Source organism: Enterobacter cloacae complex sp. XAL002, assembly GCF_049236805.1.
In the GTDB taxonomy this organism is placed as follows: Bacteria; Pseudomonadota; Gammaproteobacteria; order Enterobacterales; family Enterobacteriaceae; genus Enterobacter; species Enterobacter intestinihominis.
Genome location: NZ_JBMKJN010000002.1, coordinates 67999 through 83574, shown reverse-complemented (window position 1 = coordinate 83574; position 15576 = coordinate 67999). Strand labels below are relative to the sequence as shown.

The following is a 15576-nucleotide window of genomic DNA, read 5'->3' as shown; positions in this document are numbered from 1 at the left end:
CTCTCCTGTCGGAGAGGGTGATTACTCAGACAGATTCAAAAATCGCGCTTAATCCGCTTCTGCGCTCGGTGCGAGTGGCAATCGCCTGTCCCAGCACGCGTTCATCCGCATATAGCGACAGACGCTGGCGCGCACGGGTAACGGCGGTGTAGACCAACTCACGGGTTACGACCGGCGAAAGCTGTGTCGGCAGGATCAGCGCCGCATGGTTGAACTCTGAGCCCTGAGACTTGTGTACCGTCATCGCCCATGCCGTTTCATGCTCTGGCAGACGGCTGGGCTGGACGGACTTCACGCTGCCGTCCGGTAGCTGGAACCAGACGCGCAAACCGTTACCGCGATCGAGCGCAATACCGATATCCCCGTTGAACAGCCCCAGCGTACTGTCGTTGCGGGAGATCATCACTGGCCGGCCTTCATACCATCGCGAATGCTGCTGACGGTTAATTTTGCGTTTCTGCACCAGCAGCTGCTCCAGCCTGTCATTCAGGCCCGCAACGCCGAACGGCCCTTCCCGCAATGCGCACAGAAGCTGGTATTCGCCAAATGCGGCAATGACCTGCCCGGGCTGACTGCGCTGCTGCACGCAGCTCAGAAAACGCTGGTATCCCTGGAGAGCCTCCTCAAGCATAGCCTGATACTCTTCCCCGCTTTGCAGCGATTTCTTTTCAATGTCAGTGAAAGAGCCGTCAAACACCGTGCGCGTGGCATGCCGATCGCCACGGTTGACCGCCGCAGCCAGCTGGCCGATGCCGGAGTTGCTACCGAAACGGTAGCTTTTTTGCAGCAGGCACAGGCTGTCACGCAGTGCGCCTGCGACCGGCGAGTGATCGGGTTCAAGCGAGCAGCCGGTCAGGCGGGCAAGCTCCTGCGCCCGCGCGGCGGTATAACCGTAGCTGGCGTAGGTACAGATATCCCCCAGTACCGCCCCGGCTTCCACGGAGGCGAGCTGGTCGCGATCGCCCAGGAAAACCACGCGCGCATGCGGCGGCAGAGCATCGATCAGGCGCGACATCATGGTCAGGTCAATCATGGAGGCTTCATCCACCACCAGCACGTCCAGATGCAGCGGATTACCCGCATGGTAGCGCAGCCGCTGGCTACCCGGCTGCGCGCCGAGCAGACGGTGCAGGGTACTCGCTTCACCCGGGAAAAGCGCAAGCTGCTCCTGAGTGAGCGGCAGCTGTTGCATCGCACCGCCCAGTGATTCGGTCAGTCGCGCCGCTGCTTTCCCGGTGGGTGCCGCCAGACGAATACGACATCGCTGCTCGCCTGATAGCTGGATCAGGGCTGCCAGCAGCTTTGCGACGGTCGTGGTTTTCCCGGTCCCCGGGCCACCTGAAATCACCGAAATCCGCCGCGTCAGGGCGACGGCCGCCGCCACTTTCTGCCAGTCTGTAGGCTCACCGGAGTCAAACAGCCTGTCCAGTGTCTGGCGAAGCTGCGCTTCGTCGCAGGGAAGCGGCGCGTTGGTCTCACTAAAGAAACGCGCTACCGTCAGTTCGTTTCGCCACAGACGGTTCAGATATAAGCGCTCCCCCGTCAGGATCAGCGGCGCCTGGTTTTCTCCCGGCCCGACGGCCGACGATTCGCGCAAAATTTTCTGCCAGTCCACCCTCTCCCCCAGCAGCGCAAAGCAGGACTGGAGGACAGGCGGCATTTTCTCGTCAACTACCAGACGCGAGAGCGGCAGACACACATGCCCCTCTCCGGCGTCTTTACTCAAAAGGGCAGCGGCAAGCATCACGGCGGGCTGGTCAGCGGCAATCATCATGGCAAACTGCACGTCCAGCTGACGCAGCACGCGTTGCTCTACCGCTTCCAGCAATAAGTCCTGCATCGTCATGCCATCTCCTCCGTGTTTGCTGCAAACAGGTTATCCATTTTATTAATCAATTCCGCATCCGGACGGGTGCTGAAGATCCCGGAGCGCGGATCGGCAGCGTCGACCCCGCGCAAGAAGAGGTAGATGACGCCACCAAAATGATCGTCGTAGCGGTAATCCGCAATACGGTGGCGCAAATAGCGGTGCAGCGCTAGCGTGTAGAGCTGATATTGCAGATCGTAGCGATGCATTTGCATGGCTGCCGCCATCGCCTGCTGGGTATAGGCTTCGCTGTTCTCGCCCAGCCAGTTCGATTTGTAATCCAGCAGGTAGTACCGTCCTTCGTGACGGAAGACCAGGTCGATAAAGCCTTTCAGCATGCCCTGCACTTGACGGAAGTTCAGCGGCGGGCAACCGGCTGAGAGCGGATCGTACTGACGGATAAGCGCATCGAGCGCGTCGGCCTTAAGCGGGCCTGCGACAGGCAGATAAAACTCCATCTCAACCTGTTTATTTCTGGCCGTTAGCTGACGAAGAGCGAAGCCCTGCTCAGTCAGCGGTGCCTGCAAAATGGCGTTGATCCAGTCAGTGAGAACGGGCTGCCAGTGCGCGTCATAGCCCCCGCTCTGTAGCATCTTCAGCACCCACTCCTCACTGACTGGCTGAGTAAAATCAAGCTCTTCAAAGAGGCTGTGCAAAAAGGTGCCCGGCGACGCGCCGCGTGGGAACTGATGCGGAGTTAACGTCGGTTCAACCGGAATATCACCCACCCCTGCGGCATCCACGTCCAGCTTCGGCATGAGATCCAGCGCAATACTTTGCCCATGCTGTTGCAGGCCAGAATAGCTGGTGACGCGCCAGTCGTCGGCAAGCACCCGCGTGATCTGGCGCGCATTAAGATCGGTCGCGGGCTCTTGCGCCATTTGCCAGCGGCTATTGTCTGGCAGAGACGGGATATGCAGCGCGATATCGTCACCGCAGAGCGACTCAATGCAGAGGCGCAACCCCGCCGCATCTTTCGGCTCGCCACGCTGAATAAGCCGCCCTAACGCGCTTAAATGGAAATCGCTTTCCCCTGTTTTCTCCCCGCGACGGCGGAAAACCGGGGCGACGCCCAGGCTGCAATGCCAGACAGAACGGGTCAGCGCCACGTAAAGCAGGCGCAAATCCTCCGCCAGACGCTCCGCTTCTGCCAGTTCAACGCTGGTCTCCGCCTTGCTGAGATCGAGCACCGCATCGAAAGTCTCGCGGTCATGGTAAAAGGCCTGATCCTGAACCCGGTAGTTCGCGATGAAAGGCAGCCAGACCAGCGGATATTCGAGACCTTTGGATTTGTGAATGGTGACGATTTGCACCAGATGCTTATCGCTCTCAAGACGCATCTGCTGGCTTGAAGAGTTACTGTTTGGATCCGCGATTTGCTGCGCCAGCCAACGCACAAGGGCATGTTCACTTTCAAGCTGGGTACCCGCTTCCTGTAACAGTTCGCTGATGTGTAAAATATCGGTCAGACGCCTTTCACCGCCGGATGTCGCCAGCATATTTTCGGCAATCTGACGCCGTGTCATCAGCTCGCGCAGCATCGCCATAACGCCGCGCTTTTGCCAGCGTTCACGGTAATGGACAAACTCTTCTACCACCGCATCCCATGCGTTTTCGTCATGGTTGAGTTCATCAATATCCCGTGCGTTCAACCCCAGCATAGAACTGGCCAGCGCGCTTCGAAGCGTATTTTCGCGCTCCGGCGCCAGCACCGCCTGAAGCAACCAGAGCATTTCCTGGGCTTCCAGCGTGTCGAACACGCTGTCGCGGTTAGAGAGATACACTGACGGAATATCAAGCAACGTTAGCGCATCGCGGATTAACGCCGCTTCCTGACGACTGCGCACCAGCACGGTAATATCAGAGGCCTTTACAGGATATGCCTGTTCCCCCTTCCACAGTAGTGCCTCGCCGCGCGCGCCTGCGCTTAGCCAGTCACGGATTTGCGCGGCGCAGTGCTGGGCCATCGCCGCCTGATAATCGGCAACGCCATAGCCTTCCCCCTCAAGCAGCCAGAAGGTCATGGCGGGTTGCACCGCCCCGCTGACTTCGAAGCGCAGGGATGCGTTTTTTGGGGCGGATTTCACCGGCAGGAAAGGGATTTCATTGAACATAAACGCCGTCTCCATACGGCTGAACAGCGCATTGACGCTCTCAACCATCCCCGGAGCGGAGCGCCAGTTGGTATCTAACGTGTAATGCGCGACCACCTCACTACGGGCTTTCATATAGGTGAAGATATCTGCCCCACGGAAGGCGTAAATGGCCTGTTTAGGGTCGCCTATCAGCAGCAGGGCAGTGTCGGGCTGCTGTCGCCAGATGCGACGAAAAATGCGGTACTGCTGGGGGTCGGTGTCCTGAAATTCGTCAATCATCGCCACCGGAAAACGGGTACGGATCGCGCTGGCGAGCGCTTCACCATTCTCGCTGGACAGGGCTTCGTCCAGGCGGCTCAGCATGTCATCAAACCCCAGCTCGCCCCGGCGACGTTTTTCGCGCGCGACGGCCTGGCGGATCTCCGTCATGGCGCGGGTGATCATCAGGTCATTGAGCGTTAATGGCTCCGCAAGCAGCGCTTCAATCGCCACAAACAGGGGATGCTCAGGCACAATACCGTCGGCTTTGGTTCGCTCGGTCAAAAAGCGCTGCGAAAATTTTTCCAGTGCGTCCGGAAGCTGGTAACCCCGCGTCTCCTCCTGGGCCCAGGCGCTGACCTTTTCGATCCACTTCCCCTGGTTCCCACGGTTGAACTTGCGTCTGTCGATGCCTGAGTTTTCGATGATTGCATCAATTTCACCAACCGACTCATTCCACTTCTGCTTAAGCGCGGTAATTTTGGCGACGATCTTTTCATGGCGCGAGGCCAGCGTTTCATCGGCAGGCGGAGGAGATTTAATGACCGGCGCTTCGCCTTGCAGGTAACGGTCGATGGCGCGAAGAAGCTCTTCCGGACCTTTCCACAGGGCGTGAACCGCTTCAGCAATGTCGCGCTGCAACGGATAACAGTGACGACGCCAGAAATCCGCACAGGCCTGATAGCGAAGCTCGGATTCATCTTCAATAAGCTGCTGCTCAAAGAGCATGCCGGATTCAAACGCATTCAGGCTCAGCATGCGCTGACAAAAACCGTGAATGGTGAAGACGGACGCTTCATCCATTTGCCGTTCGGCCAGCAGCAGCCATTGCGCAGCCTGTTGCTTATCCGCAATCTCGTCCAGCAGGCTCGCATAGAGGGGGTTATCCGTCGTCTGACGCAGACAGGCGATGCGCAGCTCATGAATGTTGCTGCGAATACGGCCACGCAGCTCGGCAGTGGCCGCTTCGGTGAAGGTTACCACCAGCAGCTCTTCCACGCTTAACGGGCGCGAAAAAGCGGCGTTGCCGCCGAGCCCCAACAGCAGACGCAGATAGAGCGCGGCGATGGTATAGGTTTTTCCCGTTCCCGCTGAGGCTTCAATCAGTCGCTCACCCTGTAGAGGTAAACTTAGGGGATCAAGCGGCTCAGCGGTATGGGTCATTCTTTCTTACTCCAGGGCATAGTTTGTTGCAGCGCGCTGACGCTCTTCCAGACGGTCCACTCTTTTGATTTTACGTAGTCCGTTTTCCCGTTCTGGCTGCCAGAAACCTGAGACAGGATGGTCATACCCTGCGGTTTTACTACCGCCTGATGGAAGAAATCGGCAACTTTTTGTGGCGTCAGCTGTTTTATTTCGGCCACTATTTTATCACGCGAATCAAATTTCATATTACCGCGATCAAAATCTTTGCTCAGCTGCGAGGCCTCTTCACCCAGCGTCTGCGGCGGTTGCATCACCTGAGCGATAACCGCCTGCTGGATCTGGGCAAACTCTTCCGGCTTCATGGCGCGCAGTTTTGCTTCCGCCTGCGGGAAGAATGCCTGATAACGTTGCCACAGGTAAGCGGGTTGCTTGTCGCTGCTTTGCAGAAGGAAGCCCAACCCCCACTGACGGCCCACATTCATCGAGAAAGCGAATACCGCATAACCCAGCTGCTCTTCGGTGCGCAGCTGGTTGTAAAACCACGGCTGAATAATTTGACCGAGCACCGCACTCTGGGCAGAGCTGGTAAATTCGTCATATCCGACAGGGACAAACACCGCGGCCAGCGCGGAATCCGTGCTGCTTCCCGCTTTTTCGAAGATCGCATTCTGCTTTTTCTCTACCAGCACATCCTGGTTACGGCACCACTCATCGCCTTTTGAACCCAGTTGCGTACGCACGTTTTGTGCCAGCGTTTTAGCCTGATCTTCGCTCATGTTCCCTACAACCAGGAACTCCGGACGAGTATTGGTTTTCAGCGAATCACGGTAAGCCAGCACCTCTTTTAAGGTGACTGAGGGCAATAACGCGCGGCGATCTTCGCGCTGGAAATAAGGAATTTGGGACAACATCTGTGCTGGCATAATCGCCTGATCGTAGGCTTTACCCTTCTCGGCAGAATCCATCATCTGGGCATACCAGGACTTAGCCTGCTCGAGCTGTTCTTCCGTAGGCGTATAGCTGAAATAACCGTCCAGCAGCGCCTGGAACAGCTGCGGCAAACGCTGGGTATAGCCGTTGGCATTCACCATCAGGCCGTTATTGGCATTGGTGGAGAAACTGATACCGCCAACGGCAGCCTGGTTGCTGAGCTGATCGAGGGCAATACCGGCCAGATAATCGTTAAGCGCAAACAGCACCTGGTTTCTGGCGCTGTCCATTGCTTTAGGATTACGCAGCACTACGCTGACATCCGCTTTTGGCTCGTCGCCGAAATAGCGGCTTGGGGTGTAGACCACGCGCAGCGTCGGCTCATCAACAATCAGCTCCGGATGCGGATAGGCCTTTGCGGGTTTGATCAGCGAGAAATCGTCCGGGATGTAGGGGTTAAGCTCCGGTAACTTCAGCGCAATTTCCCCCGCCTTTTTCTGCCAGCCCGCGAAGGTCTGTTCGCTGATTTTTTCAACCTGATACGGGGCATCAACGAAGTAGGCCATTTTGTTATGCGGTTCGTTCGGGCTGATATACCAGACGCGGGCATTCTGCGGAGTCATCATCGCCAGACGCGCTTTGAGCGCCCCGGCGTCATACTGATCGGCAATATTTACCGCATCCAGCGTATGTTCCACCGGCACGCGGATCATGGTATCTGCCAGCCACTCGACGTAGTCCATATCACGCGTAATAGAGGGATAGCGGAAATCGAGATCCAGCACGTGCGCCAGCTCGTCGAAGTAGCGTTTATCGACGCCTTTGTCGCGCAGCAGAGAGAGATAACTGAAAATGGCCGCAACGACGTCGTCACGGTGAGCCAGCCCTTTATCGGTCAGCGTCGCGGAGATGGCCAGCACGCCGCTATTCCCGTTTACTACGGGATCGGAGTCAGCGCGAATACCTTCCACCAGCCCCTGCTTTTGCAGCCAGTCGGAGAGCGTACCCGGGCTGCGGTTACCGATAAGATAAGTCACCAGCTCGTCGGTTTTGCTGCGGAACTGCGCCGTGTTGTTATCAATACGGAATTCAACGCGTAACACCTTGCGCGGCAAGGCCGGCACATAGTGAATAACAATGCCTTTTTGCGCGTCCGTGACAACCGGCACGTTAATCTGCGGCAGATCGATATTTTTATTTGGCACCCTGCCATAGGTCTGCGCAGCCATGTTTGCCAGCGTCGGCAACGGTTTATTGCTGTAGATAACCGCTTTCATCAGATTGGCGGAATAGTATTTTTCACGAAACGCATGCAGCGCATCGAGCACCGGGCTACCCGGCTTGTCGCTCAGCGTTTCAAGGTTGCCGCCTGAGAAGCGCGAACCCGGGTGCGCCGGATTGATGGTTTCAGCGCTAACCTGCGCCATGCGCATACCGTCTCGCGTGCGCGCCATCGTCAGTTCGGCGTTTACGGCGTTGCGTTCCCGGTCAGCATATTTTTTATCCAGCAGCGGTGCGGCTATGGCATCCGCCAGACGGTCCACCGCCCCGTCAAGCGCATCATTTTCCACTTCCAGGTAAAACGCGGTACGATACGGCGCAGTGCTGGCGTTGTGGCTGCCGCCATGCATTTTCAGAAATTCGGACAGGCTGTCAGGCTGTGGGTATTTTTTAGACCCCATCAGCGTCATGTGCTCAAGGTAGTGCGCCAGTCCCGGATGGGCGTCAGGATCTTCCAGCGATCCGACCGGCACAACCAGTGCGGAGAGCGATTTAACCGCCTGAGGATCGGAAACCAGCAGCACGGTCATCCCGTTATCAAGACGAATCGCCTGATACTGACGGGTGTCCTTATCGCTCTTACGGATTGTTTCCTGGACAGGTTGCCAACCGGAATCGGCCTGAGTGACGGGAGCCCAAAGGGCGATAAACAAAACAAACGCTTTGAACAAGGTGCTGCCTGGCATTACGACCTCTTTATCACGGCTACATCATTAACAACGTGCGTGCTGGACACGCCAGCATCTCTTTCTTTGGGTACATCAGTCCGTGATAAGAGGTGCATCATAAATGAACACCCCGTGCTGTGCAATTTTTATACAGCACTCAGGACTGCTTAAATTTGAACAACGGTAACAGGTAGCGTTGCGCCTCTTCCGTGATAATGTCGAAATATTCTGGCTCCAGCGTTCGCCATAAACGTTGATACCAGACATCGTCGCCCTCGCCACGTACCATCATGTTCCCTTCGTAGGCCTGCAAAAACTTGCTGCGCGCTTTCTGGAGCGAAGCCTCATCCGTTAACATGGCATCATTCTGCGCGTCGTAACAGGCTTTTATCCATGCCCCCCCACTTTCAGGCAGCAAAAGCAGAGGCTTGTTCATGCCCTGACGATAACCTTCAATATAAAGCGACAGATACGTCAACGCCTGCTCAGGCTCCATCGGCGGGAAGCGCCACTCGCCGTCCTTACGTACAAACAACCGGCTTTCGCCTTCGTGACCACTCGCACTGTAGACAAGATGTTCGAGCCAGAGTTGCAGGCCATGTGAAACGCTGATCATAGATGGGCGCCAGCGTAGCAGCCCGTCAGACTGCACGTGCGTGAGCCAGCCGCTGAGGTGCATACCGTTACAATCGAGATCAATTTCAATGCTGCTCGCCGGTTGCCGACACGCGATAACCCGGTCAGCAAGCGCTTGCATCTCCTCACACTGGGCATCCCAGACGATTTCGCCGAACGCACCATACGGCAGTAATCCCGACGCCCTGTAACGTCGGAACAGTTTACTGGCGTCTTCTTCGTCAACCAGCGCATTCAAAAGCTGGGAATTAAGCTTAAAACGCTCCAGTCCATCAAGAATAAACGGTTCCGCATCAGGGATTTCGCTCTCTTCCGAGCGGAAGTTCACCTGCAAGCGTTGCTGGAAAAAAGCCCGAACCGGATGGGCCCAAAAGCGCTGCAGCTGCTCAAACGTAAGGGTGTCTATGGCGCGCGGTTCGAGCGCCTGAATGAAATCGGTTTGCGGTGTGCCCGCGTTCTTCGCAGCGGGAAGCCACTCGCGGGCGTAGCTTTGCAGTTCATCAGGAACGTAATTGACAGGATCAAACGGCATACGGCTATGGTGACAGGTAATATGCGCTTTCACCCGACGTTCGCTTTCGTCGCAGTTACAGGCCTCATCGCCCGGCAGATAGTGACTCTGCCCGATGTAGTCCACCAGCTCCTGCACCAGCACGGACGGGAAACGCTCGCTGTTGTCCTGAATTGAACGGCCGATATAGCTGATATAAAGCCTGCTTTGCGCAGACATCAGCGCCTCAAGGAAGAGATAACGGTCATCATCGCGGCGGCTGCGGTCGCCCCGCTTCGGCTGTGCGCTCATGAGATCAAAGCCCAGGGGTGGCAGCGCACGTGGATAAATACCGTCGTTCATGCCAAGCAGACAGACTACTTTGAACGGGATTGAACGCATCGGCATCAGGGTGCAGATATTCACCGGCCCAGCAAGGAAGCGCTGGCTGATGCGCTCCTGATCGAGACGTTGCGTCAGCTCATCACGCAGAAGCGAAAGGGGAACCGCCTCGTGATAGTGCGAATTAACCCCCTCATCAACGATGGCCTGCCACTGCTTCTCGATAAGCGCCATGGCGGCTTCCGTTTCGCTGTCCGGCAGGAAGAAGTCATTTAGCATTTCGCGGCAAATCGGCAGCCACTCTTCGAGTGGACGGGGCTGCATCAATGCACGGCGCCAGCGGTTGAGCTGCATCAGCAGCGAGGCTAAGTGACCAACCAGTTCCGCAATTAACCCACTGGACTCATCGTACGGCAGCACGCCATTCCATTCGCCGTGGATGCTCTCCATCGCATACCCCAGCAGCATACGCGTCAGGCCAAACTGCCAGGTATGCTGGCCAGTCGCGGGCAGCTCAAACTCCTGGACGTTATCATCGTCGATTCCCCAGCGGACGCCGGATTCGTTGACCCACTGGCGCAGGTAGCGCAAGCCCTCTTCGTTAATGCTGAAGCGTGCGGCCAGAACAGGCACATCCAGTAATGCCAGCACATCCTCAGAGATAAACCGGCTATCAGGCAGCGAAAGCAGGCTGATAAAGGCCTGTAGCGCCGGGTGTGACTGACGAGCACGGCGGTCAGAGATCGCGTAGGGAAGATAGCGGTCGCCCGTTGCGCTGCCAAATACAGCCTGAATAAACGGGCTGTAGCTGTCGATATCCGCCACCATCACCACGATATCGCGGGGTGTCAGGGTTGGGTCGTCCTGCAACATGGCCAACAGGCGGTCATGAAGAATTTCAACTTCACGCTGTGGGCTGTGGCAAACGTGGATCGCCATACTGCGATCGTCAGGATCCAGTTTTCGCTTCTTATCGCTTCGCGCAAACTCCTCGGCAGTGATCCCGGCCACGGCACGGTTTTCTAAATCCAGAATATCAAGCTGAATATTGTGCAGCAGGCTGTCCGGCGTAATATCCGCAAACGCGTCCACGTCCCCCTCTCCCGAGGAGGTGATATCTGAAAGCAGATAAATATAGTCGCGCCCCAGCTTGCCCCACGAGGCAAGTAGCGGGTTCGGCAGGTTCTGAATCCCCTCTTCATCGAAAAGCTGCGCCGCGTTTTCAGTGTCTTTAAACAGCGGCACGGCGCGTTCCTCAAAGAGGCGTTTACGCTGGCGGGTGACCAGCCGTGAAAGCCAGCGCGGATCCTGAATATCTCCCCAATAGTGCCGACATGGGTTGGTAAAGAGGATATGGATATCAATGTGCTTACCGAGCGCTTTTAGCGCGTTCAGGTAGACAGGCGGCAGCGCGGAGATACCGCAAATGAACACGCGTGACGGCAAACGGGCTGGCCGTTCTGCGGTGTTCTCAAGTGTTGAGATAAAGCGATCGTACAAGTTAGCACGGTGCCATTTAGGCTGACCGAGCTGCCCGGTATGCTCGACCAGCGCTTTCCAGAGCGGCGCCTGCCAGATTTGCGCTTCCGGTAACCCATCGACTAATTCTCCCGCTTCCCAGCGAATCAGCCATTCTGCGCGGTAAACCAGATACTGGTCATAGAGGTCAGCAGTGCGTGAGGCCAGCTGAAAAAGTTTGCGCTTGTCGGTGTCGTCATTCAGATAGTGGCGCAGCATGGCGAACTCATCATGCGCCAGCATGTCCGGCAGCAGCGTCATCAGTTTCCAGGCCATGCTTTGTTTGTTGAAGGCACTCTGCTCAGGAATATCCGGCAGGACGCGTACAAACATCTCCCAGATAAAGCTCGCGGGCAGCGGAAAATCGATATTCGCCGCAATGCCAAACTTCTGCGAAAGGGACATTTGTAGCCACTGCGCCATACCGGTGCTCTGCACCAGCACCATTTCTGGCTCAAATGGATCGTCAAGACGCTCTTGCTCAACGATATACTCCATCAGTGCTTCCAGCACATCCAGACGATTTGAGTGGTAAACCCTTAGCATAAACGCTCCCGACTAGCGGCTAACCGGGCAATGCAGACGCGTCAACGCGCCCTGCCGCCCCAGAGGAGAAATAAGTGTGACCGTGATGCTGACACATCCGGACTGTGTTGTCTGCCCCCGACTGACCTGCCAGCCCGGCGGGAGCGTTAATGTTGAGATCTGCGACTGATTCCACGCATGATGCCATAGCTGGCGATACTGGCTAAGCGCCGCATACCGGGCTGCCAGCGCGCGATGATATCCGGATAACGCCGTCACAACTACAACCAGCAACATCATTGCCAGCAAAACCTCAACCATGCTAAATCCTTTTTGTCTGCTCAGGGTAACTGACATAGCGCACTTTCCTTAAGGGGGCAGAAGTCGCTCCAGCCGTGGGCAGAAAAGCGTATTTGTCCTTCCGCGATATCCCCGCCTCGCCATAGCAACAGATCGTCATTTCCGGCAACAAGCAAAACACGCTCCTCAAACAGCCTTACACAGACCCGCAGACCTTGTGTCTGCTTGCACTGAACCTCTGGCTGTAAAGCCCAGTCTTGAACGCGTCCCCACTCCAGTGCAGATTGCAAGGCAGCCTGCTGGCGAACAGACAAACTCTCGCCATTCACCAACGTACTAAAGGTTTGCAACTGCTGGTTTAATCCGGTGAGGATCAGCGTGCCGAGCACCAGCAATAGCAGGACCAGCGCCAGCGATGACATGCCCCGCTGACGATTCACAGATTAAACCCCGTTACGGTGTGGCGAGCCGAAAAGGGTGCGGTCAGTTCACCTTTGCGGCGGGCACGCAGCTCGATACTGATGACCGGCGCAAAGCCAGCACGATCGGTTTTAGTGACCATAAACTGCTCTATCAGGACCCGATCCGGGTCAGTGAGCTTATCCCATCCCTTACCTTCACAGGATGTCGCGCCCCGCAGCGTTTCGAGCGTTCCGGACTCAAGCCGGAATCCCGTGCTGTCATTTTCTGACGCGGTGCTATCCCACTGGCCGTTGCTGTTTGCATCCCACTGCACAATTGCACATCGTCCTTGCCTGCCGATGATCACCCCCTGCCCCTGGCAATGCCCTGCACAGTATCCTGCTCGCTGGAACTGTTTACCCAACGCAAGCAGGCGTTGCCACACCTCATCTTCCAGTTCCCGTTGCCCGGATTGCAGTAAAACACTCCGCTGTAGCTCCGGTAAAAAACGTGACGTGCTGAGTAACAGAATGCTGCTTATCGTCATCGCAATCAGGACCTCCAGCAGGGAAAACCCTTTTTGTTTTACTGGCATAGACTTTCTCCTGCGGCATTACACAGCCTGATACGCCCACCATTTGAGACAATAACCCACCACGCACCGGCGCGGCTCTGCACGCGAATATGTCCGGCCCATGCGGTATCCCTTAAGCCGTAAAATCCCAGCGCAGGCGTTACGTCGCTCAGCGTGACCTCCGGCCATAACGGTTTCATCACGAACGGGCCGCCGCTGTCGCAGCCCGGGACCACAGCGCTGACAAGGCAGGCCTGATTCCCGTCAGCGTGAAGCGCGATCCTGTGCTCGCTGTTGTGACGATTTGCGTCGTTTCGTAAGAACGCCAGGTAATCCCGCACCTGACAGGCTGTCTGCCAGAGCCGCTGCCGCTGTTGCCAGCTGTCCCAGCCATAAAGACCCGTCGCGCTGAGGATCACAACCAGCGAGATGGCGAAAAGGGTTTCGATAAGCGTAAAGCCATGTTCGTTTTTCATGGCGGAAGTGTGGCGGAATGGCAGAAAAGGCGCGAGCGTTAAACCAAAACATTACGAGCCGCTTTCCGGAGATTTTCACCCGTTGCAACGCGTTACATCGTCTCTGGAAACAGGCTCGAAGAACAAAACGAGCGCGAAAAAAAACCGGCGCTAAAGAGCACCGGTTGTGTCAGGATTCGCCGTATCAGATGGCGACAGGGGCTTTGATGCCAGGATGCGGGTCGTAGCCTTCAATCTCGAAGTCATCAAAACGGTAATCGAAGATCGAGTCCGGTTTGCGTTTGATCACAAGCTTCGGCAATGCACGCGGTTCGCGCGTCAGCTGGAGATGCGTCTGTTCCATATGATTGCTGTAGAGGTGGGTATCACCGCCCGTCCAGACAAAATCGCCCACTTCAAGATCGCACTGCTGCGCCATCATGTGCACTAACAGCGCGTAGCTGGCGATGTTAAACGGCAGGCCGAGGAACACGTCGCAGGAGCGTTGATACAGCTGGCAGGAGAGTTTGCCGTCCGCCACGTAGAACTGGAAAAACGCGTGGCAAGGCGCCAGCGCCATTTTATCCAGTTCACCCACGTTCCAGGCAGAAACAATGATACGGCGCGAGTCCGGGTCATTTTTCAGCTGGTTCATGACGGTCGTGATCTGGTCGATATGGCGGCCGTCCGGGGTAGGCCACGCGCGCCATTGCTTGCCGTAAACCGGCCCCAGGTCGCCGTTCTCATCTGCCCACTCGTCCCAGATGGAGACATTGTTTTCATGCAGATAAGCAACGTTGGTATCGCCTTGCAGGAACCAGAGCAGTTCATGAATGATCGAGCGCAGATGGCAGCGCTTCGTCGTCACCAGAGGGAAGCCTTCTTGCAGATTGAAGCGCATCTGGTGGCCAAAAATGGAGAGCGTACCGGTGCCGGTGCGGTCGTTTTTCGGCGTGCCCTCGTCGAGCACTTTTTTCATCAATTCAAGATACTGTTTCATGATTCCTCAGGAAAGTTGTTGCTGTGGACGACGACGATACGCCCAAATCATCATAATGGCACCCGCGACAATCATCGGAATGGAGAGGATCTGCCCCATGCTGATGTACTGTACCCACTCGCCGGTAAACTGTGCATCCGGCTGGCGGAAGAACTCGACGATGATACGAAACGCGCCGTAGCCAATCAGGAACAGACCAGATACTGCCCCCATTGGGCGCGGTTTGCGGATATACAGATTCAGGATGATAAACAGCACCACACCTTCCAGCGCCAGCTCATAAAGCTGAGACATATGACGCGGCAGAACGCCGTAGGTATCGAAAATGGACTGCCACTCAGGATGCGAAGGCAGCAGCGCGATATCCTCTGCGCGGGAGCCCGGGAACAGCATGGTAAACGGCACGCTCGGATCGACACGCCCCCAGAGTTCACCGTTGATGAAGTTGCCCAGACGCCCTGCACCCAGCCCAAACGGGATTAATGGCGCAATAAAATCAGCCACCTGGAAGAAGTTACGTTTGGTGCGTTTGGCGAAGATCACCATCACGAGGATCACACCAATCAGTCCGCCGTGGAAGGACATGCCGCCGTCCCAGACGCGGAACAGATAGAGCGGGTCGTTCAGGAATACCGGGAAGTTGTAGAACAGGACATAGCCGATGCGCCCGCCCAGGAATACGCCAAGAAAGCCAGCATAAAGCAGGTTTTCCACTTCGTTCTTCGTCCAGCCGCTGCCCGGACGACTGGCGCGACGACCAGCAAGCCACATGGCAAAGACGAAGCCCACCAGGTACATCAGTCCGTACCAGTGAAGCGCTACAGGTCCTATTGAGAAAATAACCGGATCGAATTCCGGAAAATGCAGATAACCACTGTTCATCTGTCACCACAAGATGTTGTTATTCCGCTGAAAGTGGACAGCGGCTGAATTGCATTCCCGCCGTTGGCAGGTGCTCCAAAGTTGCGAATCATAGCATAAGGCAGGCGCGGAGGATGCGCCTGAGATGTAAAAGATGTGTATAGGGTTTTATGCGCGCTGTTCCCCCTCACCCCATTCCTCTTCCTCATGGGAGAGGGGGTCGTCCG

10 protein-coding genes are annotated in these 15576 nt (G+C 56.5%); all 10 read right to left on the bottom strand.

All coding sequences use genetic code 11. The features are described from left to right. Positions 1-25: 25 nt before the first annotated feature. Complete coding sequence (gene recD / locus ACOT0L_RS02015) at positions 26-1846, bottom strand: exodeoxyribonuclease V subunit alpha (protein WP_046618689.1); 1821 nt, start codon at positions 1844-1846, stop codon at positions 26-28. After that, a complete protein-coding gene (recB, locus tag ACOT0L_RS02010) occupies positions 1843-5385 on the bottom strand; it encodes an exodeoxyribonuclease V subunit beta (RefSeq protein WP_126502688.1) in 3543 nt (1180 codons plus the stop codon). The genes recD and recB overlap by 4 nt, the downstream gene beginning before the upstream one ends. Continuing rightward, positions 5382-8264: a pitrilysin gene (gene ptrA / locus ACOT0L_RS02005; RefSeq protein ID WP_126502687.1), complete on the bottom strand. Its 2883-nt coding sequence runs from the start codon at positions 8262-8264 to the stop codon at positions 5382-5384. Before ptrA ends, recB begins: the two co-directional genes overlap by 4 nt. Before the next feature lie 139 nt (positions 8265-8403). Further along, positions 8404-11778: an exodeoxyribonuclease V subunit gamma gene (recC, locus tag ACOT0L_RS02000; protein WP_126502686.1), complete on the bottom strand. Its 3375-nt coding sequence runs from the start codon at positions 11776-11778 to the stop codon at positions 8404-8406. 12 nt (positions 11779-11790) lie between these two features. Beyond that, positions 11791-12114, bottom strand: coding sequence for a prepilin-type N-terminal cleavage/methylation domain-containing protein (locus ACOT0L_RS01995; protein WP_023298509.1), 324 nt, complete (start codon positions 12112-12114; stop codon positions 11791-11793). Continuing rightward, entirely contained in the window at positions 12099-12497 is a 399-nt protein-coding gene (locus ACOT0L_RS01990; protein ID WP_058676760.1) for a DUF2509 family protein, read from the bottom strand. Before ACOT0L_RS01990 ends, ACOT0L_RS01995 begins: the two co-directional genes overlap by 16 nt. Next, a complete protein-coding gene (locus ACOT0L_RS01985; protein ID WP_126502685.1) occupies positions 12494-13054 on the bottom strand; it encodes a prepilin peptidase-dependent protein in 561 nt (186 codons plus the stop codon). The genes ACOT0L_RS01990 and ACOT0L_RS01985 overlap by 4 nt, the downstream gene beginning before the upstream one ends. Further along, positions 13045-13509 (bottom strand): prepilin peptidase-dependent protein, encoded by a 465-nt coding sequence (locus ACOT0L_RS01980; protein WP_023298512.1) that lies wholly within the window; start codon positions 13507-13509, stop codon positions 13045-13047. Before ACOT0L_RS01980 ends, ACOT0L_RS01985 begins: the two co-directional genes overlap by 10 nt. A gap of 184 nt (positions 13510-13693) precedes the next feature. Then, complete coding sequence (gene thyA, locus ACOT0L_RS01975; RefSeq protein WP_006811817.1) at positions 13694-14488, bottom strand: thymidylate synthase; 795 nt, start codon at positions 14486-14488, stop codon at positions 13694-13696. Positions 14489-14494: 6 nt separating this feature from the next. Then, the gene (gene lgt / locus ACOT0L_RS01970; RefSeq protein WP_022649236.1) at positions 14495-15370 is read right to left on the bottom strand and encodes a prolipoprotein diacylglyceryl transferase; all 876 of its coding nucleotides are present in this window, start codon (positions 15368-15370) and stop codon (positions 14495-14497) included. Positions 15371-15576: the final 206 nt, after the last annotated feature.